The 22,890-nt window shown below is 66.8% G+C and carries 23 protein-coding genes, 1 tRNA gene and 1 pseudogene; 13 read left to right on the forward strand and 12 right to left on the reverse strand.

The genetic code is table 11. The annotated features are described in order from the left end of the window. Nucleotides 1-52: 52 nt before the first annotated feature. On the reverse strand, nucleotides 53-541 hold the full coding sequence (locus ACR65K_RS12505; RefSeq protein ID WP_440153127.1) for an NUDIX hydrolase: 489 nt from the start codon (nucleotides 539-541) through the stop codon (nucleotides 53-55). A 145-nt stretch (nucleotides 542-686) separates the two neighbouring features. Here ACR65K_RS12505 and ACR65K_RS12510 point away from each other — a divergent pair, with 145 nt between their 5' ends. Continuing rightward, nucleotides 687-926, forward strand: coding sequence for a hypothetical protein (locus ACR65K_RS12510; protein WP_056337621.1), 240 nt, complete (start codon nucleotides 687-689; stop codon nucleotides 924-926). 56 nt (nucleotides 927-982) lie between these two features. Here ACR65K_RS12510 and ACR65K_RS12515 read toward each other — a convergent pair whose 3' ends face one another. From ACR65K_RS12515 to ACR65K_RS12525, 3 genes are all read right to left on the reverse strand, one after another. Further along, nucleotides 983-2,671: a sensor histidine kinase gene (locus ACR65K_RS12515; protein ID WP_440153129.1), complete on the reverse strand. Its 1,689-nt coding sequence runs from the start codon at nucleotides 2,669-2,671 to the stop codon at nucleotides 983-985. A 122-nt stretch (nucleotides 2,672-2,793) separates the two neighbouring features. After that, nucleotides 2,794-4,167, reverse strand: coding sequence for a DNA repair protein RadA (gene radA, locus ACR65K_RS12520; RefSeq protein WP_440153130.1), 1,374 nt, complete (start codon nucleotides 4,165-4,167; stop codon nucleotides 2,794-2,796). 37 nt (nucleotides 4,168-4,204) lie between these two features. After that, nucleotides 4,205-5,332 carry an FUSC family protein gene (locus ACR65K_RS12525; protein WP_056337629.1) on the reverse strand — a complete coding sequence of 376 codons (1,128 nt, stop codon included), beginning with the start codon at nucleotides 5,330-5,332 and terminating at the stop codon, nucleotides 4,205-4,207. 250 nt (nucleotides 5,333-5,582) lie between these two features. Between ACR65K_RS12525 and pstS the strand changes: the two genes are divergently transcribed. The 5 genes from pstS to ACR65K_RS12550 all read left to right on the forward strand — a co-directional run bounded on the left by pstS (nucleotide 5,583) and on the right by ACR65K_RS12550 (nucleotide 10,279). Further along, nucleotides 5,583-6,704 carry a phosphate ABC transporter substrate-binding protein PstS gene (pstS, locus tag ACR65K_RS12530; RefSeq protein WP_056337631.1) on the forward strand — a complete coding sequence of 374 codons (1,122 nt, stop codon included), beginning with the start codon at nucleotides 5,583-5,585 and terminating at the stop codon, nucleotides 6,702-6,704. A 103-nt stretch (nucleotides 6,705-6,807) separates the two neighbouring features. Continuing rightward, a complete protein-coding gene (gene pstC / locus ACR65K_RS12535) occupies nucleotides 6,808-7,740 on the forward strand; it encodes a phosphate ABC transporter permease subunit PstC (protein ID WP_056337635.1) in 933 nt (310 codons plus the stop codon). Then, nucleotides 7,741-8,853 carry a phosphate ABC transporter permease PstA gene (gene pstA, locus ACR65K_RS12540; RefSeq protein ID WP_440153133.1) on the forward strand — a complete coding sequence of 371 codons (1,113 nt, stop codon included), beginning with the start codon at nucleotides 7,741-7,743 and terminating at the stop codon, nucleotides 8,851-8,853. Nucleotides 8,854-8,945: 92 nt separating this feature from the next. Then, on the forward strand, nucleotides 8,946-9,725 hold the full coding sequence (gene pstB, locus ACR65K_RS12545; protein WP_018770927.1) for a phosphate ABC transporter ATP-binding protein PstB: 780 nt from the start codon (nucleotides 8,946-8,948) through the stop codon (nucleotides 9,723-9,725). 92 nt (nucleotides 9,726-9,817) lie between these two features. Then, complete coding sequence (locus tag ACR65K_RS12550) at nucleotides 9,818-10,279, forward strand: hypothetical protein (protein ID WP_440153135.1); 462 nt, start codon at nucleotides 9,818-9,820, stop codon at nucleotides 10,277-10,279. Between the two features lie 123 nt (nucleotides 10,280-10,402). Here the strand turns inward: ACR65K_RS12550 and ACR65K_RS12555 are convergent, their stop codons facing one another. From ACR65K_RS12555 to ACR65K_RS12570, 4 genes are all read right to left on the reverse strand, one after another. Continuing rightward, nucleotides 10,403-10,810 carry a hypothetical protein gene (locus ACR65K_RS12555; protein WP_440153137.1) on the reverse strand — a complete coding sequence of 136 codons (408 nt, stop codon included), beginning with the start codon at nucleotides 10,808-10,810 and terminating at the stop codon, nucleotides 10,403-10,405. Nucleotides 10,811-11,049: 239 nt separating this feature from the next. Next, complete coding sequence (locus ACR65K_RS12560; RefSeq protein WP_440153138.1) at nucleotides 11,050-12,060, reverse strand: inorganic phosphate transporter; 1,011 nt, start codon at nucleotides 12,058-12,060, stop codon at nucleotides 11,050-11,052. 1 nt (nucleotide 12,061) lies between these two features. Next, nucleotides 12,062-12,679, reverse strand: a complete 618-nt coding sequence (locus ACR65K_RS12565; protein WP_056337647.1) for a DUF47 domain-containing protein — start codon at nucleotides 12,677-12,679, stop codon at nucleotides 12,062-12,064. A gap of 394 nt (nucleotides 12,680-13,073) precedes the next feature. Further along, entirely contained in the window at nucleotides 13,074-13,733 is a 660-nt protein-coding gene (locus ACR65K_RS12570) for a hypothetical protein (protein ID WP_056337650.1), read from the reverse strand. Nucleotides 13,734-13,944: 211 nt separating this feature from the next. On the opposite strand from ACR65K_RS12570, the gene ACR65K_RS12575 reads away from it, so the two are divergent. Further along, nucleotides 13,945-14,017, forward strand: a tRNA-Lys gene (locus tag ACR65K_RS12575). A 214-nt stretch (nucleotides 14,018-14,231) separates the two neighbouring features. Here the strand turns inward: ACR65K_RS12575 and ACR65K_RS12580 are convergent. Both ACR65K_RS12580 and ACR65K_RS12585 read right to left on the reverse strand, forming a co-directional pair. Further along, nucleotides 14,232-14,705: pseudogene (locus tag ACR65K_RS12580) on the reverse strand (M23 family peptidase); the annotation flags it as partial. Nucleotides 14,706-14,735: 30 nt separating this feature from the next. Continuing rightward, nucleotides 14,736-15,077: a YciI family protein gene (locus tag ACR65K_RS12585; protein WP_440153140.1), complete on the reverse strand. Its 342-nt coding sequence runs from the start codon at nucleotides 15,075-15,077 to the stop codon at nucleotides 14,736-14,738. 139 nt (nucleotides 15,078-15,216) lie between these two features. Between ACR65K_RS12585 and ACR65K_RS12590 the strand changes: the two genes are divergently transcribed. From ACR65K_RS12590 to ACR65K_RS12610, 5 genes are all read left to right on the forward strand, one after another. Then, complete coding sequence (locus ACR65K_RS12590) at nucleotides 15,217-16,230, forward strand: LacI family DNA-binding transcriptional regulator (RefSeq protein WP_440153142.1); 1,014 nt, start codon at nucleotides 15,217-15,219, stop codon at nucleotides 16,228-16,230. Nucleotides 16,231-16,363: 133 nt separating this feature from the next. Next, nucleotides 16,364-17,200 carry a DUF4397 domain-containing protein gene (locus tag ACR65K_RS12595; RefSeq protein ID WP_440153144.1) on the forward strand — a complete coding sequence of 279 codons (837 nt, stop codon included), beginning with the start codon at nucleotides 16,364-16,366 and terminating at the stop codon, nucleotides 17,198-17,200. Between the two features lie 108 nt (nucleotides 17,201-17,308). Further along, nucleotides 17,309-18,085: a class F sortase gene (locus ACR65K_RS12600; protein WP_440153146.1), complete on the forward strand. Its 777-nt coding sequence runs from the start codon at nucleotides 17,309-17,311 to the stop codon at nucleotides 18,083-18,085. Between the two features lie 81 nt (nucleotides 18,086-18,166). Continuing rightward, entirely contained in the window at nucleotides 18,167-18,745 is a 579-nt protein-coding gene (locus ACR65K_RS12605; protein ID WP_056337667.1) for an RNA polymerase sigma factor, read from the forward strand. Then, on the forward strand, nucleotides 18,732-19,529 hold the full coding sequence (locus tag ACR65K_RS12610; protein WP_440153148.1) for an anti-sigma factor: 798 nt from the start codon (nucleotides 18,732-18,734) through the stop codon (nucleotides 19,527-19,529). Before ACR65K_RS12605 ends, ACR65K_RS12610 begins: the two co-directional genes overlap by 14 nt. On the opposite strand, the gene ACR65K_RS12615 is transcribed toward ACR65K_RS12610, so the two are convergent. Both ACR65K_RS12615 and ACR65K_RS12620 read right to left on the reverse strand, forming a co-directional pair. Next, the gene (locus ACR65K_RS12615; RefSeq protein ID WP_056337671.1) at nucleotides 19,519-20,031 is read right to left on the reverse strand and encodes a hypothetical protein; all 513 of its coding nucleotides are present in this window, start codon (nucleotides 20,029-20,031) and stop codon (nucleotides 19,519-19,521) included. The genes ACR65K_RS12610 and ACR65K_RS12615 overlap by 11 nt on opposite strands. Nucleotides 20,032-20,104: 73 nt before the next feature. Next, entirely contained in the window at nucleotides 20,105-20,905 is an 801-nt protein-coding gene (locus ACR65K_RS12620; RefSeq protein WP_056337674.1) for a GAF and ANTAR domain-containing protein, read from the reverse strand. 456 nt (nucleotides 20,906-21,361) lie between these two features. Here ACR65K_RS12620 and arfA point away from each other — a divergent pair, with 456 nt between their 5' ends. After that, on the forward strand, nucleotides 21,362-22,888 hold the full coding sequence (gene arfA, locus ACR65K_RS12625) for an arabinosylfuranosidase ArfA (protein ID WP_440153150.1): 1,527 nt from the start codon (nucleotides 21,362-21,364) through the stop codon (nucleotides 22,886-22,888). The last annotated feature ends 2 nt before the right edge of the window (nucleotides 22,889-22,890 follow it).

Consider the following 22,890-nt stretch of genomic DNA (forward strand, 5'->3'; position numbering starts at 1 on the left):
GAACGTTACAGCGTCCCGGCACCGTTCCGGCGATTTCGGAGCAAACGGTCCCTCACCTCAGTTGCCCGTCCTTGACGAGTGCGTCAAGGATTGGCAACTGGCCTTTCACGAGTTTGCGCCGCGCCTCCTGCTCGGGGAACCAGCGGGCGTCATCAATTTCGGGGTAGTGCTGGATCCTGCCGGACCCCTTGGGCCATTCCAGCGCAAAGGTGTTGCTGCTGATCACGGCGGGGGCGAAATCCACTTGCGCCGCGAAGACCGTGATCAGCTTTCCCGAGGGTTGCCGGAACTCGCCAAGCAGCCGGTATTCGGCCTCGGGGGCAGGGGTGCCCATTTCCTCGGCGAATTCGCGAAGTGCGGCAGTGCGTGGATCCTCGCCATCGTTGTATTCACCCTTTGGGATTGACCAGGCGTGGGCGTCCTTGCGGGCCCAGAACGGCCCGCCCATATGTGCGATCCACACCTGAAGCCCGTCCCGGGCACCGGCGGGGGCGGCCGGGTCCTGGCGGTACAGCAGGACGCCGGCGCTGCGAATGGGCATTGATCCTCCAAGAAGCCAGTTTCAACAGGAAGCGAAGTTGCCGTCCGCCGTTAACGCGGAGTTCACGGCCCTGCTTTAGGTTATTCCTTCAGGCACTCTGCCAGGCACTCTGCCTGGCACCCTGGTCGAAGGGACGGGACCACTCATGGCCAACATTGCCGAGGTTTTGGGACGGCTTACGCCGGAAGAAGTCGATGAGCTCCGCAGCATTGGTCCCCAGGGCCACCTGCCGCGGCATTTGGTGGACGCCCTGGACCGGGCAGCCGGGGGAGCGGGTTCCGGCCGCGGCTATTACGTGGTGAACGGCAACGTGAGCGCCACCGGCGGCCCCCTCCTGGTGCTGCGCAGCGACGTCTCCACATGGCTGGCCGGTACGGCTTCCTGAGCGCTGGCAGGGGCACCCCTGCTTCACGGGGCAGTCCGGAACCTCCCGGATCCCTGTCAGGATTCCGGCAGGATGAAAGTGGCCCTGGTACCGCCACCGGGCCCACTGTCCAGGCTGATTGATCCACCGTGGCCCTCAACAATGGTCTTGCTGACCGGCAGGCCCAGGCCGGCACCCGGAATGGCTGTCTCACGCGAGCGTTCCGAACGGAAGAACTTGGTGAAGGCCTGGTCCTGTTCGTCCCTGGTCATCCCCGTGCCGGTGTCGGTGACCGAGCAGGCCACGCCCGCCCCTGTCCTGAAGGCCCTGACGGTGATCAGGCCGCCGTTAGGGGAGTATTTGATGGCATTCGAGAGCAGGTTCCGGACCACTTGGGCGATCCGTTCCGGATCCATCATGGCGGGCAGCGGCTCCTCCGCATCCAACACCAACTGCAGTCCGTGACCGGCAGCCTTGGGACTGGCTGCGTCCACCTCCAGTGCCACCAGCCGGGAAAGGTCAGCCTTCTCCAGCGAGAGGTCCACGCGTTCTGAGGCCACCGCAATGAGGTCATTGACGAGGCCCAGCAGGTGTTCCGCGTTCCGGCGCACCACCAGGAGCTCCTCGCGGATCTCCTCGTGCCCGGGTTCGTCCAGGATCAGTTCCAGGTAGCCGAGGATGGATGTCAACGGGGTGCGCAGCTCGTGGGAAACAGTGGCAACGAAGCGGTCCTTTGCCGCCATCGCAGCGATCAGGCTGGTGACGTCCACAAACGTGATGACGGAGCCCCCTTCCTGCCCGCCCGCAGGAGGGAAGCTGTGGGAACTTACGGAATAGGCCCGTTGGCGCTCTATCGGACCGGCCCAGTACAACTCATCGGCAAATGCTTCCCCCGCTGCAGCGCGGGCAGCGGGAAGCAGGTTTGCCGGCACGGGAGTGGAGCGGTCGGCCGACCTGAGGCATGCCTGCCCGGTGGCGGGATCAACGACGCCGGCAAGGGCGGGGTCCACCTGCATGGCCCTGTTGGCCAGCACGGTGTTCCCTTTGGCATCCACCACCCAAACGCCCACTCCAACGGCCTTGAGCACAGCGTCGAGCAGTGCCTGCCGGCGGATGCTTTCACGGAGTGTGCGGAACAGGGCCTGCTCGTTTTCAATCAGCCGGGTCCGGTGGCGGCGGATGGTGGTGGCCACCACATGTGCTGTCACCGCGATGATCGACAGGACCAGGGGCAGGATAAGGGTGCGGATCATCGATCCGCCCACCGTCGACGAGCCGCGGACAGCGGCGGGGACAACAGTGCTGAGGACCGCCCCCGCAATGCCCAGGACAGGCATGTACGGCCGGACGTGGGCGGAGAGCCAGATGACGGGGAACACCAGCATCATGCTGAGGACGCTGAAGGGTGGTCCGCCCGCCTCCCGGGTGAACCCGATGGCCAGGCAATCCAGAAGCGGGATGACGACGAACGCCGGTGCAGGGAGCCGGCCCCACGGCACGGCAATGGACGCTGCGGCGATTGCCAGGTGGAACAGCAGCGCCGCCAGGAACAGCCTGTTGGTGAACGTCTCCGGGCTGAAGACCGCCGCGGCCGCCACCACCAGTGCAACGGTCAACGTCACGGGCAGTTGGCTTGCCACTACGCGCTTACGGGCGCTGAGGCTTCCGAACAGTCCGTCAAGACGGTCCGACACTACCGGCTCAGCCGGCACCCTGCGTTCGCGGCCCGCACCTTCGGCAGTGGCCTGCTGTTCTTTGATTGCCAAGCTTCCCCCAGCGCAGAAACCAAAAGCCGCCGTTTGCAGGACGGCCTGGCACCAACAGTACCCGCCGGGAGTGCGTCAGCGGCAAGGGCTTTGCGGGCGCGTGCCCTGGCGAGCCCCTTCTGCTAGCCGATTAGAAGGCTGAGCGCTTCGGTCAGGTGCTCAACTTCGCGGACCGAGAAGCCTGCCGGAACCGGGCCCGGTCCGGTGTGGCTGGCTGGAACCACGGCGTGGGTGAATCCCAGCCGGTGCGCCTCCTGGATGCGCTGGTTGATGCCCGGGACCGGCCGGACCTCCCCGGCGAGCCCCACCTCGCCAAAGGCAATCAGCCGGATGGGCAGGGGCTTGCGGGCCTTGGCCGAGGCGACGGCGAGGGCCACGGCGAGGTCCGTGGCCGGTTCACTGAGTTTCACGCCGCCCACGGTGGCAACATAGGAATCATCCTTGTGCAGAAGGGTCCCCGCCCGTTGCTGCAGCACGGCAAGGAGCATGGATACGCGTGAACTGTCCAGCCCGCTGGTGGCCCGCCGGGGCTGTGAGTTGGGGCTTTCGGCGAGCAGTGACTGCACCTCCGCCAGCAGGGGGCGTCGGCCCTCCATGGTGACCGTGATGCAGGTTCCGGAAACCGGCTCCTTGGTGCGGCTGACAAAAAGCCCGCTGGGATCGGCCAGTCCCTCAATGCCGTTCTCATTCAGGTCGAAGCAGCCCACGTCGTCCGTGGGACCGTACCGGTTCTTGACGGCCCTGAGCAGCCGCAGCCTGGAATGCCGCTCGCCCTCGAACTGGCACACTACGTCCACCAGGTGTTCCAGCAGCCGCGGCCCGGCGATGGAACCGTCCTTGGTGACGTGGCCCACCAGCAGGGTGGTCATGTTCCGGCGCTTGGCTGCGGCAATGATGGATGCAGCCACTTCACGGACCTGGGACACGCCGCCGGCGCTGCCGTCAACGTCCGCGCTGCTGAGGGTCTGCACTGAGTCCACGATCAGCAGCCGGGGTTCGATCTTCTCCACCTGCCCCAGCGCCTGCCCGAGGTCCGTCTCCGCGGAAAGGTACAGCGATTCGGCGACGGCATCGATCCGCTCCGCCCGCAGCTTCACCTGGGCGGCCGACTCTTCGCCGGTGACATAGAGGACGTCCTGGGCAGTCCGTGCGAACTTGGCGGCAACGTCCAGGAGCAGGGTGGACTTGCCCACCCCGGGCTCGCCGGCCAGCAGGATGACGGCGCCGGGAACCAGTCCGCCGCCCAGTACCCGGTCCAGTTCGGCCACCCCGGTAGGCAGGAACGCCGCAGTGGTGGCGTCCACGTCTGCGATCCGGCGGGCCGGCTCTACGACTGTTGTGGCCGCCGTGGTCCGCGCCACCGCCGTGCCTGTTTCCTCAACCGTGCCCCATGCCTGGCATTCGCCGCAGCGGCCCACCCATTTGACAGTGGTCCAGCCGCATTCGGCGCATTTGTATGCGGGCGCCTTGGAGGCCCGGGAAGTCTTTGTTGCCATGCGTTCAACCCTAGTGGCGGCCACTGACATTGGGCGCCTACAGTGCGGGCAGCACGTCCCTGGCTTCGTCCGCGTCCATGCCCGTAGCTTCCAGCAGGTCCACCATCAGGGGCCGGAACAGCATCACCACCGTTTCACCCTCCAGCCGCTGCACCTCCAGCAGCTTGGGGTGCAGGCGCAGGGCGATCTCGCTCAGGTCGCGCCGGGCAGTGCGCAGGTGGGCGCGGCGGACGCCGTCGTGCGATTCCGCAAGGCCCAGCGAAAGCTCGTCAATCGCGGCAGCGGTCTCCTGCAGCACCTCCGCAATGCTGTCCGTCGCCTCGTCCGAGAGGGCGGCGTGGTTGATGGCGCTGGTCAGCCGCCGCGCAAATACGCGGCTGTTGCGCAGCGCAAGGTCGATGAAGTCCAGCGACTGCTTGAGCCTGTCCAGCTCATCCCGGTGCCGGCGGTAGGCAGGTGCCAGGGTGGCCACTTCGCCGGAGGCGCGCAGGGACTGGCGCATGGTGTCCACCAGGGGCTGGCAGTTCCGGCCACGGATCAGCGCGTGCCAGGCCTGCGTGGAGTCGCTGTTGACCAGGGCCCCGGCGCACTCCCGCAGTACTTCCGCCAGTTCATGCAGCAGTTTCTGGACGTCGCGTCGCGGCTCCCGGCGCGGATCCTTGGGCATGAGGATGGTCACCAGCAGCGCGAAAAGCCCACCCACCACGGCGTCGATGCTGCGGGTGAACGGGCCGCCCGCGGGCGCGGGGAGCAGCACCACCAGCAGCGACTGCAGGGCCAGCTGGGTGGTGAAGATGTTTCCGCTGTCCAGGAACCGCGCCAGCAGGATGGAGAAGAGAAGAACGACGGCGGCCACCCAGATGTCGCCGCCCAGCCAGTGCAGGAGCAGGTCACCCACGGCGATGCCGATGGTGCAGCCCAGGCCGACTTCCATGACGCGCCGCAACCGCGGCTCCCGGGAAAATCCGAGCGCGATCAGCGAGGAGGTAGCGGCGAACAGCGGCCCGTGGTGGCCAAGGATCTTCTCCGCGAATGCGTAGGCGCCCACCGCGCAGACTGTCATCTGGATGGCGGGGACGAAGGAGTTGCGGCTGCGGATCAACCCGGTCCGGACGCGGCTGCGCAGGAACCGCCTGCTTGCTGAAAGTCCTGAGGGGATGGCCATGGGTTCAAGTCTATTCAGTGGCGGTGGAGCACCCGGCGAAGGCCACTACGGCCGGACATGTGATCGGCGCAATGGTGACCCGGCATTTGTCAGCCAATATCCCGCCGTCGTTAATCCTCCGTTCACTTTGTACCGCCCATCCCGTTACCTGCGGCCCATAACTTACTTGAAGGTACACAACGTACGCATCGCGCAGCAGGGTTCTCCGTCCCTGTCCCGCACCTGAATAACCCTGGAAGGGGTACATCTAGTGAAGGCACTTCGCTTCGGCCGCCACGCGGCTATCGCTGTCATCGCAGCCGGCGCACTCGCGCTCAGCGCCTGCGGTTCAGACAACGCCACGGGCACCGCGCCTGCCGGCAGCCAGTCCGCCGGCGGCACCAAGGTCACCGGTACCCTGACCGGCATCGGGTCCTCCGCCCAGGGCGCCGCCATGGACGCCTGGAAGACCAACTTCGCTTCCGCCAACTCCGGCGCCACCGTGCAGTACTCCCCGGACGGCTCCGGCGCAGGCCGCAAGGCCATCCTGGACGGCTCGGCCCAGTTCGCCGGCTCGGACGCCTACCTGAAGGATGACGAATACGCGTCCTCCAAGTCCGTTTGCGGCCCCGACGGCGCCCTCAACGTCCCGGTGTACATCTCCCCGATCGCCGTTGCCTTCAACGTCCCCGGCGTCACCGACCTGAAGCTGGACGCCACCACCGTGGCCAAGATCTTCCGCGGCCAGATCGCCAAGTGGAACGACCCCGCCATCGCAGCCCTGAACGCGGGCGTCTCCCTTCCTGATCTCAAGGTCACCCCGGTGAACCGCTCCGACGACTCGGGCACCACCCAGAACTTCACCGACTACCTGGCCGCCGCGGCCTCCGACGTCTGGACCGACAAGGCCGCCGGCATCTGGCCTGCCAGCCTCCAGGGTGAAAACGCCAAGGGAACCTCCGGAGTGGTCAAGACCGTGACGGACACCCCCGGTGCCGTGACCTACGCTGATGACTCCGCCGTGAGCGGCAAGCTGGGCGTGGCACAGATCAAGGTGGGCGATTCCTTCACCAAGATCTCCGCCGACGCCGCTGCCAAGGCCGTGGACGCAGGCAAGCCGGTTGAAGGCCGCGCCGCCAACGACCTCTCCATCAAGCTGGACCGCAAGACCACCATCGCCGGCGCCTACCCGATCGTCCTGGTGTCCTTCCACATCCTGTGCACCACCTACGACAAGCAGGAGACCGTCGACCTGGTCAAGGGCTTCGAGCACTACGTAGTTTCGGCTGAAGGCCAGAAGGCCGCAGCAGAGTCGGCCAAGTCCGCTCCGCTGTCCTCCGACTTGGCAGCCAAGGCTGCCAAGGCCATCGACTCGATCAAGGTCAAGTCCTAGCCAGTGCCGTAAACCGGGTTCCCCGCCTGCCGGAAGGCAGTGCGGGGAACTTGGCTTTGCACCCGCATCCCCAGTCCAGCAAAACGAATCGAAGGGCCGTCGAATGACCGCCACCCCCTTGACCAGTACCCAGGGCGCCGGGCGCGCCGGGGACAAAGTCTTCTCCGGCGCCACGCTGGCCGCCGGGTGCCTGATCCTCGCCGTCCTGTTCGGCGTCGCACTCTTCCTGGTCGTCCAGGCAATTCCCGCGCTCACCGCGCCCGCCGACAAAATCCAGGGCGGCCAGGGCTTCTTTGCCTACATCTGGCCAATCGTCATCGGTACGCTCATCGCCGCTGCCATTGCACTGGTAATCGCCACCCCCATCGCCATTGGCGTGGCGCTGTTCATCTCGCACTTCGCACCGCGCGGCCTGGCCTCCGGACTCGGCTACGTGGTGGACCTGCTCGCCGCCATCCCGTCCGTGGTCTACGGCGCCTGGGGTGCCGCGTTCCTGGCCAAGGAGATTTCGCCGGCCTACGGCTGGCTCGCGGCCAACATGGGCTGGCTCCCCATCTTCCAGGGGCCCGCCTCCACCACCGGCAAGACCATCCTCACCGCGGGCATCGTCCTGGCGGTCATGGTCCTGCCGATCATCACCTCGCTGTCCCGGGAAATTTTCCTGCAGACCCCCAAGCTGCATGAAGAAGCCGCACTGGCGCTGGGCGCCACCCGCTGGGAAATGATCAAGATGGCGGTGCTGCCCTTCGCCCGTCCGGGCATCATCAGCGCCGTCATGCTGGGCCTGGGCCGCGCGCTGGGCGAAACCATGGCCGTTGCCCTGGTGCTCTCCTCCGGTGCCCTGACCGCAAGCCTGATCCAGTCCGGCAACCAGACCATCGCTGCCGAGATTGCCCTGAACTTCCCCGAAGCCAGCGGCCTCAAGGTCAGCACGCTGATCGCCGCCGGCCTGGTGCTGTTCATCATTACCCTGGCCGTGAACATGATCGCCCGCTGGGTCATCACCCGGCACAAAGAATTTTCGGGAGCCAACTAAATGACCTCCACCCTTACCCCCGTCCGCAGCAAGCGGTCGGCGCTCACCAAGGGCCAGCTGCCCAAGTACGCACCCTATGCCGTACTTGCTGCCGCCCTGATCATCGGCGCCGCCATCCTTGCCCTGGTGGGTTTCAACCCGTTCGGCTGGGGAGTGGTCTCCGCCATCCTGTTCGCGGTGGGACTGGTGTCCTGGAGCGCTGCCGTGGAAGGCTCCCGCAAGGCCAAGGACAAACTGGCCACCTGCCTGGTGGTGGGTTCGTTCCTGGTGGCGCTGCTGCCCCTGGTTTCGGTGATCTGGACCGTGCTGGTCAACGGCATCCCCGGGCTCCTGGACCCCGGATTCCTCACCACCTCAATGAACGGCGTGACGGGCGCCTTCGACAACAAAGCTGTGGAGAGCGGCGGTCCGGTAATGGGCGGCATCTACCACGCCCTCCTGGGCACCGTGCAGATCACGCTGCTTGCCACCGTGATCTCCGTTCCCGTGGGGCTGCTCACGGCCATCTACCTGGTGGAGTATGGCAACGACGGCCGCCTGGCCAAGGCCATCACGTTCTTCGTGGATGTCATGACCGGAATCCCTTCCATCGTGGCTGGCCTGTTCGCTGCCGCGTTCTTCTTCGCGGTGGTGGGTCCGGGCACCAAGACCGGTGCCGTGGCCGCCGTCGCGCTTTCGGTGCTGATGATCCCCGTGGTGGTCCGTTCCAGCGAGGAAATGCTCAAGATCGTCCCCAACGAACTCCGCGAGGCCGCCTACGCCCTGGGCGTGCGCAAGTGGCGGACCATCCTCAAGGTGGTTATTCCGACGGCGATTTCAGGCATTGCGTCCGGCGTCACCCTGGCGATCGCCCGGGTCATCGGCGAGACGGCGCCCATCCTGGTCACCGCCGGCTTTGCCACCAGCATCAACTCGAACGTGTTCGGCGGCTGGATGGCTTCGCTGCCCACGTTCATCTACACCCAGATCCTCAACCCCACCTCGCCCTCCAACCCGGACCCCTCCTCGCAGCGGGCATGGGGCGCGGCGCTGGTGCTGATCATCCTGGTGATGGTCCTGAACCTGGTGGCCCGCCTGATCGCCAGGATCTTCGCCCCCAAGACCGGCCGCTGACCAGGGCGCCCTGAAACCAGGCCGTACCCGCCTTCCGCCTTCCCGCGGCGGCTCCTAGACTTCAATCCATACCCAGCAAGTGAAGGAACACCATGTCTAAGCGCATCGACGTCAAGGACCTGAACGTGTACTACGGCGATTTCCTTGCCGTGGAGGACGTCAGCATCAACATCGAGGCCAAGTCCGTTACCGCGTTCATCGGACCCTCCGGTTGCGGAAAGTCCACCTTCCTCCGCACCTTGAACCGCATGCACGAGGTCATCCCCGGCGCCCGGGTTGAAGGTGAGGTCCTCCTGGACGGCGATAACCTCTACGGCCCCGGCGTGGATCCCGTGACCGTGCGCTCGCAGATCGGCATGGTGTTCCAGCGCCCCAACCCGTTCCCCACCATGTCCATCCGGGACAACGTGCTGGCCGGCGTCAAGCTGAACAACAAGAAGATCTCCAAGGGTGAGGCCGACGTCCTGGTGGAGCGCTCGCTCAAGGGCGCCAACCTGTGGAACGAAGTCAAGGACCGGCTGGAGAAGCCAGGTTCCGGCCTTTCCGGCGGCCAGCAGCAGCGGCTCTGCATTGCCCGCGCCATCGCCGTGGAGCCCCAGGTGATCCTCATGGACGAGCCCTGCTCCGCCCTGGACCCCATCTCCACCTTGGCCATTGAGGACCTGATCAATGAGCTCAAGGACCAGTACACGGTGGTGATCGTGACCCACAACATGCAGCAGGCCGCCCGCGTCTCCGACAGGACGGCATTCTTCAACATCGCGGGCACCGGCAAGCCGGGCAAGCTGATCGAATATGGGGACACCCACACCATCTTCAGCAACCCGGTCCAGAAGGCCACTGAGGACTACGTCTCTGGCCGTTTCGGGTAGGCATCGCCCCCGTTGGCGATCTACTGGCCGACTTAGTACGCTCAGCCAGATACTTACAGAACTAGTAGTAAGCCAGCACAAGGAGTTTTGCCATGACGCAGACGGCCAGCAGCCCCCAGCTTACGGTTTCCGTGCCCGCGCAGGATGCAGCTGCACAGGAAGCGAAAGTGCAGGATTTCCTGCCGGAGGTACAGGGTATTGCCGGCGTCGCTGGCCCCCTTGCCGGCGAACCCCTTGCCGCCATCCCGCTCAGTGCCGTCCCCATTGCCGCCGTTCCCCTTGTCCAGGAGCTCGAACCAGCCCTCGGGCTGGCTGCAGCGGCTATTGAGGAAGAGGGCGATGCCCTGTCGGAGGTGTGGCGCACCAGTTCGCACCTTGAAAGCATGCAGTGGGAACTGGACAGCGCCCAGGAGTCCCTGCGCCAGGCGGTCCGAAATGCCTCCGCTGCGGGAGTGGCGCGTGAAGAGCTCTGCACCGCCGCGAACCTGACGACCGACGAGCTCACAGCCGTCCTGATGCCCGCATCCGGCGGCCCGGGGGTCATCCAGCTCTGACCAGTGCCTGCCTCACCGGACAGGAGCCCGCGCCAATAACGGAGCTCACTGTGCGGGGACTGCCCCTGCGCACTGAGGTGCCCGCTCGCTGCGCAGGGACATGCACGGAACCTCCTGCCGTGGTCACTCAGGGATTTCCAGCTGGAATCCGCAGTGGCAGCGCAGGACCCGGGTGGGCAGCGACACCGCGTTGAGGCCGCTGCCCGTGGTGCTGGTTCGGTAGCAAAGCCGCTCAACCTCGTGCTCCGCTTCCTCCATTGGATAACCGCAGTGGATGTACTCATCGCCAAAGAGGATCACCTTGGCCATCCAGCGGACCTGGTTCAGGGCGGCCGCGACGTCGGCGGCGAAGGCGCTGTGTTCCTGGAAGAGGTTGCAGTCATTGCAGGTGTAGGAGACGGTCACGAGGTCCCCACCGGCGGCGCCAATGGCCGTGATGGCGTGGATGGTCAGCTGGTGCCCGGTTCCGCAGGCCTCGCACTGAAGTTGCCGTGGCTGTGGAAGGGGGCGCCGGGAATACGAGGAAGACATGACGCCTGCCTTTTCCGCGTTGTGCATCCAAGCCGCCGTGTTGCTGCAGCGGCGCTTATCCGCAGCCCTGCACGAGGCCCGGACGCCGGTTCCCGGCAACGTTGCCCAGGACCCATTTTTTCGAATCTACGTCACGTCCGTGCCCCTGTACAGGGGAGTTTCGCCCTTCAGTACGCGCGTTCAGCAAGGGCGCGGCCACAGCGGGCAGGCCCACCCGTTGCGGGCTGGACGGGTGCCGGCTAGACAGCGATGGGGGAGAGGGCCAGTGCGAGCACGAAGGCCAGGCCGCAGGTCGCCAGGGGAGTCAGGGCCCAGAGCCACAGGATTCGGATGACCAGTTTGCGGTTCGTCACCGAAAAGTGCTGGTTTTCCCCTGCCCCGAGGGCGCCCGCAGTGACGGTGTGGGTGGTGGAGAGCGGCCAATGGAGCCCGATGGCGCCCACAAAAAGCATCAGTGCGCTGAACGTCTGGGCCACAGATCCGCGCAGCGGATCGATCCTGGTGATTTTGTATCCGATGGTGTGCGAGATCCGCCATCCTCCGAGGAGTGTCCCGGCCGTCATCATCACTGCGGAGAGCCCTGCCACCCAAAGGGGGATCCCGCCGTCGGAATAGCCTGCCGCCAGGAGGGCCAGCAGCAGCACTGCGCTGACGCGCTGCCCGTCCTGCAGGCCGTGGCCGAAGGCAACGGCTCCGGCTGCGACGGCCTGGCCACGGCGGAAGCGCTGGTTCACCACATTGGGTTGCGTGTAGCGGGCCACCCACGTGGCCGGATAGACCAGCAGGAAGGAGCCGCTGTAGGCCACGAGCGGGGACAGCACCAGCGGCAGCACCACCTGGAACAGCAGCGACTGGTCCACCCCGGCAACCCCCGGCCCGCCAATCGCCAGGCTGGCAAGGCCGGCGCCGGCGAGGCCGCCCACCAGGGCATGGGTGGAGGATGCGGGAATGCCGCGCCGCCACATCAGCAGGCCCCAGGCGCAGGCGCTCGCCAGCCCGGCCACCAGGATGGCGAGTCCGTCGGGACCGGCGGGAAGGCTGATCCAGGTCTGGCTGGCCGCGACGGCGAGCAGGGCGCTGAGGAGGGCGCCGATGAAGTTGAAGAACGCGGCAAGGAGCACGCCCACGCTGGGGGTAAGGGCCCGGTTCCGCACGGCCAGGGCAACGGAGTTGGACGCATCGCGGAAGCCGTTGAGGAAGGCAAACGCCGCCGCCAGCAGGACTACCGCGGCGAAGATGACTGCCGCCACCTCAGGATTCCTTGACGATGATGCTGCCTACCTGGGTAGCCACCCGGCGCATGTCCTTGGTGACCTCCACCAGCTGGTTGGCGATGTCCCGGTTGCGGGAGTACTGCGCCCATTTCATGTCCGCGATCATGTCCGCCACCCACACCCGGTGGGTCCGCTCGGCACGCTTGGCCAGGCGCAGGATCTCGATCCAGTAGTCCTCGAGGTCATCAAGGTTGTTGAGCCTGCACATGGCGTCCACCGTCAGCTCGGCCTGCCGGCTGATGATCTCCAGCTGGTCCGCGGCCCGCTTGGGCAGGCGGTCCAGCTTGTACAGGGCCACCAGTTCCGCGGCGGCATCCATCTTCTCCATCGCCTCGTTGAGGTACCGGGACAGGGCGTACATGTCCTCGCGGGGGAGCGGGTTCACGAAGCTGGTGCGCATGTGGGTCAGCAGGGCGAAATGCAGTTCGGCGGATTTGGCCTCGAGGTTGTGCATGTCCTCCACGAGGTTCCCGTGCTCGTCCGCCGGTACGCCAAGGATCTCGGCCAGGGTGGCGGTGGCCAGCACGATCTGTTGTGCCATCTGCGAGAGCAGGTTCAGCCCTTCGGGCTCCTGGGGAAAAAGGCGCAGCTTCACGTGTTTACCGGTCTCCGGGGACTTATCAAGGCGGGGGTTGCTGCCGTGTGACTTGACTCCGGCGGGCAACTGTCGCCTACTCTACCGGCCCATTACAGCAGCCTCTGAATTGGCCCCGGGAAGAGGGCAGAAAAATGGTGCCGAACCGGATACGCCTCTCGGCGGTAGGCCGCTCTAGGCGGCTAATTGTTGAAGCCCGGGGGTTTCGCGGCTCGGCACCGGTTTCAGTCTTCTACTTCACCCGGCCCAAGTCAATCTTGACAGCGGGGCCTTATCCGTCCCGGAAAATGGATCCGCCGGGGCCCGCAGCGGCTCCAGCAAGGAAGCCCAGTTCAGCAGGCAACCCGGCCGGCGAAGCGGCCCCAGCCAGCGAAAAAAATTCGGCCAGGGAAGCTCAGTCCAGCTCGCCCAGGCGCCACGCGTTGGCGGCGTGCTCCAGGTCCTCGGCCGTCTTGACCAACTGGTGGGAATTGCGGGTCAGCTTGCTGGCGTGGGCCTCGTTGGCGTGCTCCGCGCCGTCGGCAAGCGTGGCCTGGCCGAGCGCCACCACCCGGCAGAAGGCGGCGGACCGTTCCAGCGCGACGTCGAAATCGCCGTCGAACGCCCCGGAAAGGATGGCATCGGCCATGGTGCGCATTTCCTCTGCACCCGGCGGCTCAGCAGCGCCGGCCACCACGTTGGAAACCTGCGCGGTGTCCCGGCCCGCCCGGAAGTATACGGAGATGCGTTCGGGATCCTGGACCGTGGCAGCGCGCAGCGCATAGAGCCGCCACAGGGCGCCGGGAAGGGAACGGGCGGGGCTCTCGGCCCACATCTCGGCGATGGCTTCCAGGCCCTGCTCGTCGGCGAGCTTCACCAGGCGTTGGGTGACGACAGGATCATCGCTGTCCCGGCCATGCCGGACCAGGGCCTGCGCGGCAAGGTGGGCGGCCTCCGAGACGCGGGCGGGATCGGCCCCGCCGGCGAAGGGCTCGAAATCCATCGGGGCGAAGGGCTTGGGCTTATGGTGCCGGTTGCTGCCGCCGTATGGACTGGTTCCTGCTTGCTCGCTCATGCCCCCCACGCTACTCCTGTGCGGACGCGGAAATCGAGCATCTGCAGCGCCCGTTGCACGTGCCGCTGAAGGGCGTTTGACGGGGGTTGTCAGTGCACGACGACGGCCCATTGGCCTTGTGCGAAGACGCCGGAACCATGGGTTAGAGTATTAACGTCCAGAAATGGATTGGGCCGGACGGACGGACACAGCGTGTTTGACCGGGCGGCAGGGGCCTTTAGCTCAGTTGGTAGAGCATCGGACTTTTAATCCGTGGGTCGTGGGTTCGAGCCCCACAGGGCCCACCCGCAGGAACCGTGAGGGTCCGCCGCGAAAGCCGGCGGACCCGTTCCATTTAAGTCCCTGCTTTCCGGACTCAGGCGTGAACAATACTTCCGTTGCGCGCAGGCCGCCCCGGAATGCGATGGGAACGGCGGAAGCCCGTCCGGGATCCGCCGAATCCATTGCCTGCACATGCAGATGAGGTTCCGTGCTGTTGCCGGAATTGCCGCACCGTCCCACCGGATCCCCGCAATTAACCAACTGGCCCGGCCGCACGCACAGGCTCCCACGCTTCAAATGGCACAGGGCGATGAAGACACCACTGCCCTCGATGATCACGTGGTTGCCTGCAAGCGCCGGCCACCCCTCCCGCAGCCGTTTGGCCTGCGCCGCTGCGTATCCGATGGACGGAAAGCCGCGGTAGGCGGCGTGGTCCGGCTCCCCGTCATGGGCGGCCTGCACAATCCCGGAGACGGGAGCCGTCACGGCCCTGCCGAACCCCACGAACTGTTCCGTCGGCTGGGGCCGGAACAGCGCCACAAACGTGATTGGTGCAGACCGCCCGTTCCCGTCCACCGGGGTGAAATCGATGGCGTGGCCCGTGGCGAAGAGCTGTGTGCCGTGGCTGGGTACGCGGTTCGCCGGTGAATTCTGCACCAGCCAAGGGCCTGTGAACGGATACTCCAGGTCCACTGCTCCTGCCGGTTTCACCGGCTTGCCTGGTTCACGCGCTTGCCGGGGTCAGCTGGCGGGATCGTATTGGAAGGCCCGCACTTCCTGGGCACAGCGGCAGGCCGCAGCGATCTTCGCGGCCCAGTGCAGCGCCGCTTCGTAGGTGGGCAGCTCCAGCACCGTGTAGCCGCCTTCGATCTGCGCCGTCTGGGGATAGGTGCCCTGGCTGACCGTACCGTCGCCGTCGACCATCACGGGTGGAACGCTCTCATCAATGCCGCCGCCGAAAACCCAAACGCCGGCGTCCTTCGCCTCCTGGACAACTGCGTGCGCCGCGTCCGCCACTGCCTGCAGGCCGCCGTCCGGGATATCCATGGCGCCGCTGAGAAACGAGATCAGATACTTGGTCATTCCGCCGGCTCCTTCATCGCAAAGGCTGGTTCAGCTTCATCCTTCCCACTGCCCGGCTGCCGCGCAAGGATGCGGCAGGACCCGCAACATTGAGCCGCCAGGCGGGGGCCGCAGCGGCTGCAACAGGCACAATAGGCTCATGGCAAAAACCAGCAAGGGCCGGATGCCGCGCCTGGAAGACGTGGCCAAGGTGGCAGGTGTCTCCCACCAGACCGTGTCCCGCGTGGTGAACAACCACCCCAACGTCAGCAAGGCCACCCGGGAAAGGGTGGAGGCGGCCATTGCCGAGCTGGGATACCGGCGCAACACCGCAGCCCGGAGCCTGGTGACGCGGCGCTCGCAGACCATTGGCGTGCTGGCAAGCGAGCTTTCCCAGTACGGCCCGGCGAACACCCTGCTGGGGGTTGAACACGCAGCCCGCAACGCCGGCTATTTCGTCAGTATCGCCGCCCTGCGGGAAGTCAACCGGGATGCCATCTCCAACGCCGTGGGCCACTTCATGGACCAGGCCGTGGACGGGATCGCCGTGCTGGTGCCGCACTCGGACACCCTTGCCGTTCTGGAGCAGATGAATCTTCCCGTGCCCGTGGTGGCCGTGGGTTCGGCCGGCAGCGCTTCCGTTAGCGGCGCCATGGTGGACCAGCGGGCGGGCGCCAGGCTCGCCGTCGAACATCTCATCAAGGAGGGCCACCACCAGATCGGGCATATCGCCGGCCCCCCTGACTGGACGGACGGTGCCGAGCGGGCAGCAGGGTGGCGTGCTGCCCTCCGGGAGGCCGGACTGGATGAGTCCCTGCTGGTGGAAGGGGACTGGAGCGCGGGCAGCGGCTACGCCATTGGCCGCAAGCTGGCGTCAGGACGCACGGCCACGGCCATCTTCGTTGGTAATGACCAGATGGCCCTGGGCCTGCTGCGCGCCTTCACCGAAGCGGGGGTCAGGGTGCCCGACGACGTCTCCGTGGTGGGCTTCGACGACCAGCCGGAGGCGGGGTACTTTACGCCTCCGCTGACCACCGTCCGCCAGGACTTCGAGGAACTGGGACGCCGCTGCATGGACATCATGCTGAAGGAGATCGAGTCCGGCGCCGCAGTGAGCTCCACCGTCGTTCCGCCTGAACTGATCCTGCGGGCCAGCACGGCTGCCCCCGCCTAACCGGCAGCTTTAGCGGCCCGCACAAGGAGCCCAAAAAATATCTCCATGATTCTGCATCCAAATCCGGGGTTGCGCCGGTAGTAGGAGTGTCAGCAAAAAACGCCCGGCAGCCGGGCCGTTCAAGGAGATGGACATGCGCAACAAAATCTTCACCGCAGGTGCCGGTGCAGCAGCCATTGCAGCCGCAATCGCTCTGGCCGGTCCGGCCCACGCAGCAGACGGGGACGCCCAGCTGTCCGTGCTGCACGGTGTTCCCGGACTGACCGTGGATGTGTGGGTCAACGGTGACCGCACCCTGGATGACTTCGCCCCCGGAGCCCTTGCCGGGCCGCTGGCCCTGCCGGCCGGCACCTACGAGATCGCCATTACGGCAGCCGATGCCGCCGACGCCTCCGCGCCCGCCATTGGACCGGTCAGCGTAAACCTGGCTGCAAACGGAAACTACACGGCCGCAGCCCACCTGGGCGCCGACGGCAAGCCCACCGCCAGCCTGTTCACCAACGATGTGTCCCAAATCCCTGCAGGTAAAGGCAAACTGACCGTCCGGCACGCGGCCGCTGCCCCCGCCGTCGATGTCCTGGCAGGCGGCACCGCCGTCATCACCAACCTTGCCAACCCGAACGAGAAGACGCTCACCCTCGATCCCGGCACCGTCCCCGCCGCGGTGGCCGCCGCAGGCACCACCACCCCGGTGATCGGACCGGCGGACGTGGCAGTGGCCGAAGGTACCCACACCATCGTCTACGCCTGGGGCAGCCTGGCCGACCAGAACCTGAAACTCGCCGTCCAGACCATCGAGGGCCTCCATTCCGCACCGGCATCGGTGCCCGGTGCCCTTGACGGTTCCGCGGCTGCCGGTGGAGCGGGCACTGCCGTTGCCACTGCCGGATTCGGCCTGGCCGCGCTGGCCCTCCTCGCCGGGGCCGTGGGCGCAGCCCGCGCGGTCAACACCCGGCGGGCGCAGCTGTAACCGGGGCAGAAACCGGTTGAAGGACCGAACGCAGGGGCCCGGCCAGCACGGTCGGGCCCCTGCGCCGGACACCAAATAACAAGCAGCAACGGAAGGGAGGCGGCAGGCATGAAGGCAGGCACGACGCTGGCAGCGGAGTACCGCCGTCGCCGTCCGGCAGGTGGGGCGGCAGCAGCGATGGTGGCTGTGGCGGTGATTCTGTCCGGCTGCGGTTCCACCGGTTCAGGCAGTTCCGGCAGCGCAAGCGGGCAGGCGGCCCAATCAACGGCTGCCACCATCGTTGCCGATCCCCCGCTTTCCCCACCGTCGCAGGGCTCTGCTGCCCCCAGCGGTCCGGCAGCCGCAACTGTCCCCACCGGACCGGCTGGTTCCCCAGGTCCTGCCGGCCATTCCACCAGCCCGATCCCGGTCCGGCCTGCCACTCTGCCGGCCGCCGCGGCGGTGCCGGCGCCAACGTCACTGGCCGTGGCGGGCACCGCCATCAACATGCCGGTGGTGGCCGGGGGAGTGTCCGCGGAGGGAGCAATGGAAATACCTGACGCCTTTGACCGCGCGGCCTGGTATAAATTCGGCCCGGCGCCGGGAGCGGCTGAGGGAACCGCCGTCATCGCCGGACACATCGACACGAAGTCCGACCGGGCGCCGTTCTCGGCACTGAAGTCGCTCGCGGCCGGAACTTTGATCCGGGTGGGACGGGATGGGGCCGCCCCGCTCACCTACCGGGTGGTGGGAGTGGAAATGATGGCAAAGGACAAGTTCGACGGCGGCGCGCTGTTCCGCCGGTCCGGTCCGCACCAACTGAAACTGGTTACCTGCGGCGGCAGATGGCTGGACGAGCGCATGGACTACAGCGACAATGTGATTGTCACCGCAGTTCCTGAATGAGCCGGTTCCTTTATGAGCCCGTTCCTGCATGATTGGTGGCCAGCCAGTAGCTCGTGCGCCGAAGCCGGGAAGGAGTTGCCTGTGACGCTTCCCGGGCACGCTTCCCGCGGGTGGGATGACGCTCTCACTGACTCCTTCCTGGCCGGGGATGAGCACGCGCTGGCAGCGGCCTACCGTGAGTTCGCGCCCCTGGTGCACACCCTGGCCCTGCGTTCCCTGCCGGACAGGGCGGCGGCGGACGACGTGACCCAGGAGGTCTTCATCCGGGCCTGGCGCTCGCGGAACACTTTCAACCCGCAGGTGGCAAGGCTGCCTGCGTGGATCGTGGGAATCACGCGGAACGCCATCACCGACGCGCACTCGGCCGCGGCCCGGGAAGCACGAAAGGCCTTCGCCGCGGCCGGAGCCGGCATGGGGGAAGACACCGGCACAGGAACAGAGGCAGCGGAAATGCTGGCGGACCGGCTGCTCCTGGACGGTGAATTGGAGAGGCTGGGCGAGCCGCAGGGGTCCATCATGAAGCTCGCCTTCTACGAGGACCTGACGCACGAGCAGATTTCACGCAAGCTGGGCCTTCCCCTTGGTACGGTCAAGAGCCACATCCGCCGGAGCCTGTCGCATTTACGAAGCAGATTGGAGGTAGACCATGCCGCATCTTGATCCGGAACAGTTGAGCCTCCTTGCGCTCTATGACGGCTGGGAGGACCCGGCCGGCCGGGAGCACCTTGCTGCCTGCCCCGAATGCGCCGCCGACTACGCCGCCCTGCGCCGCACCGTGGATGCGGTGAAGACAACCCCTGACACCAGCCGCTTGACCGTCCCCGGACCGCAGGTATGGGCTGGAATCCACCGGGAACTGGGTCTGTCCGAGTCGGTGCGGGAGGATCCGCTGTCCCCGGACTCGGCCAAGGGCGCGGCCGAGGGTGCGGCCAAGGAAACCCCCGCAGCCCCTGCCGTTAAGCCGGCACCTGCGCACGTGCCGCCGTCGAACGTGGTTCCCCTGCGCCGCCGCCGGACCTGGTGGCAGCGCCCCGGCACTTGGGTGGCAGCTGCCGCGGCAGCCGTCCTGGTGGTTGTTGGCGCAGTGTTGACGGTGACCCGTCCGCCCCAGCCCCAGCAGCTGGCCGCTGCCCAGCTGACACCGCTGGCCCAGCACTCCGCCGCAGGATCGGCCAAGGTGGTGACGGCGGGCGACGGGTCCCGCAATCTGGAAATCAACCTGGACAAGGATGAGGCCAAGGGCTACCAGGAGGTGTGGCTGATCGCCCCGGACCTTTCCCGGCTGGTCAGCCTGGGCGTCATGAACTCCACGTCCGGAACCTTCCAAGTGCCCGCGGGCCTGGACCTCGCCCAGTACCCGGTGGTGGATGTGTCAGACGAGCCCATGGACGGCAACCCGGCGCATTCCAGCGTGAGCATCGCCAGGGGCACGCTCACGTCCTGACGGGAGCCTGCCTCCGGCGCAGTGCCCGGGCCCACCGGCTGAGCCTGTTCCACCCCACCACAGTGGCGGCGGTAAGGAGCGCCGCGCCGGCATGCAGATACAGCATCAGGTGCAGCGAGTGGGTTGCCGGGGAGGTGGGCGACGACGGGGCGTCCGGAGTGGGCGGCCCGCCATGGTCGTGGCCCGGCAACGGGACGGCACTGGCCGTGGCGAAGGCGGCGAAGGCCAGGTGCAGCAATTGCTGCGCGGCAGCGGCCGCCACCAGGACTGCCCAGCCGGGAAGCTGCGCCGACGCCGGCCGGTTCCGCCGCAGGGCAAGTCGCTCCAGGACCACCGCCGCCAGGCTGAGCAACGCTGCCAGCGCCGCAACAATGGCGGCTGCGGGCGGCTGGCCCCCACCTGCAAGATGGGCAGCCAGTCCCGGGAGGGTGGCGAGTGGTCCGGCGAGCCAGCTGGGGGCGCTGATGAGGGCACGCCGGCCGTCCGGCTCTTCGCCTTCCATCCGTGCGCCCCCTCCCGCTGCTTGGTCCTGGTTCTCCCCTACCCAATCGGGCCGGCGTCAACCGTGAACCGCGTCAGCGGCCGAAGTGTGAGCGCGGTGCACCTTCCGGCAGCCGGTCCAGCAGCTCTTCTGCCACCTTGCGCACCTTGATGTTCCGGTGGCTCGACGCCTTTGCGAGGATGGAGAAGGCCTCCTCGTAGGAGCATCTGTTCTGCGCCATGATCACGCCGCAGGCAACGTTGATGGACGTGCGGCTGTCCAGGGCCGAGCGGAGGTCGGTGGCCAGCGAGCGGGCGGCGTGCAGGTTGATTGCCATTTGCAGGCTCTTGGTTGCCAGTGCCGCGAACGTGCGTGCCTCGGCAATGGCCTGCAGCGGGAAGGCTTTGGAGTCGTGGGCGAAGAAGGCCAGCGCAGCGGCGGACTGGCCCGGCTCGCTGCTGCCGTTGCCCCGGTCATCTGCCGGGAGGTCAGTATCCAGGCGAAGCCGCACGGCCAGGGCGCTGCCGAACCCGGAGAGCTGCAGCTGTGCGGAGTAGTTCTGCCACCGGAAGTCCCCGTTCCGCTGGAGCACCGCAACCGGGTGCCCGCCGGACATCACGTCGGTGACCGGGCCCTCGGCCATGTCCCGTTCCCAGTCCAGCAGGCGCTCCACTTCAACGGTGGTGCCCGTAACGGCAGGCGTCCGTTTGGGCTGGTGCAGCACCAGGCCGCAGCCGACGTCGATCCCGGCCGTGGCGGCCACATGCCCGGCTGACGCAGCCACCAGCAGGTCGAGGGATTCGGAGAGGGTTTGCGCGCCGTTGACCAGGTCCAGCACGAGGGCCGGGTTCCGGGGCGCACCGCGTTCCTGGCCTGCGGGCTCCGGATGGGGCACGCGCAGCCTGCGGGCGCCCGCAGGGTGGGGAGGGCCGGCGACGGCTGGGGGAGAGCCCTTGGTCTCGAAGGACTCCTCGTCGCCGGCCCCGCTTGATACCCGTGTCCTATGGACCGGGAAGCCTGGGTTTACCTGTCGTGCATGCATTGCCAGTCTCACACCCCCTAGTGAGCCAAGTACCGCCGAAGCAGAACAGGTCTTGTCTCTGTGAAAAACCTAATTGCCGTCCAGCCTCCGGTGGATGCGTATCCAGTACCTGTTTTTTCGATTAGGTAGTACTTGGCCCTGCACGCTGTGGCACCGCTTTGGATTGTTGCCGCAGGTGAGCGCCGCCTGGGACTGCAATCCAAGGCAGCGGCAGCGCTGCGCCGCGGCGGAAGAAAACACTTGACTCACGGCACGGGGCCCTCAACAATATTTCTATAACGTTGTAAAAACCGAGCCGAGGATGCTTTCGTGACCCAGCCAGAACCCGCCGCAGCAAAAATCACCGTTGACCCGTCGTTCACCGTGGGGCCCGTCCGCCGTCGTACTTTCGGTGCCTTTGTTGAGCACCTTGGCCGGTGCGTGTACACCGGCATCTTTGAACCGGACCACCCGGATGCTGACGGCGACGGCTTCCGCAGGGATGTCCTTGAGCTCACCCGTGAACTGGGAGTGTCCACCGTCCGGTACCCGGGCGGGAACTTCGTGTCCGGCTACCGCTGGGAGGACGGCGTAGGCCCGGTGGACCAGCGGCCCGTGCGCCTGGACCTCGCCTGGCATTCCACCGATCCCAACACCGTGGGCGTGGACGAGTTCGCCAAGTGGTCCGCCAAGGCCGGCGTGGAACCCATGATGGCGGTGAACCTGGGCACCCGCGGGGTCCAGGAGGCGCTGGACCTCCTCGAGTACTGCAACATCGACGGCGGCACCGCCCTTTCCGGACAGCGGCGCGCAAATGCGGCCGCCGACGCCTACGGCATCCGGATGTGGTGCCTTGGCAACGAAATGGACGGCCCCTGGCAGATCGGGCATAAGAATGCCCTGGAATACGGGCGCCTGGCCGCGGACACCGCCCGAGCCATGCGCATGGTAGAACCGGACCTGGAGCTGGTGGCCTGCGGCAGCTCCGGGCCCACCATGCCCACCTTCGGTGAGTGGGAGCGCGTTGTCCTGGCCGAGACCTACGAGCTGGTGGACCTGATCTCGGCGCACCAGTATTTCGAGGACTTCGGCGACCTGCAGGAGCACCTCGCCGCCGGACACAAGATGGACGCGTTCATCCATGACATCGTCAGCCACATCGACCACGTGAAGTCGGTGAAGAAGTCCACCAAGCAGGTGAACATCTCCTTCGACGAGTGGAACGTCTGGCACATGAGCCGCGACGAATCCAAGGTACCCACCGGGAAGGACTGGCCGGTGGCCCCCGTCCTGCTGGAGGACACCTACACGGTGGCAGACGCCGTCGTGGTGGGAGACCTGCTGGTCACGCTGCTCCGGAACACCGACCGTGTCCACTCGGCAAGCCTGGCGCAGCTGGTGAACGTCATCGCACCCATCATGACCGAGCCCGGCGGGCGGGCCTGGAAGCAGACCACCTTCCACCCGTTCGCCCTGACCTCCCGGCACGCTTCCGGCACGGTCCTGAAGCTCGCCGTCGAATCCCCGCTGGTCAGCGGCGGCAAGACAACCGATGTGGCCGCCCTGTCCGCCGTCGCCACCTACGACGCGGACAAGGGCGAGGCCGTGGTGTTCGCCGTCAACCGGTCTGCGGAGAAGGCATTGGCGCTGGATGCAGCCGTGGCGGGACTGGGCGATGTCCGGCTGGTGGAGGCGGTGACCTATGCCAACAAGGACCCGTACTGGAAGGCCAGCGCCGATGATTCCACCTCGGTCCTGCCCACTGAAAACGGCTCCGTGAAGGTGGACGGCGGCCGGCTTACCGCCGAACTCCCCGCCGTTTCCTGGTCCATGATCCGGCTGGCCGTGAACAGCTGACC

This window comes from Arthrobacter sp. SAFR-179 (genome assembly GCF_059414945.1).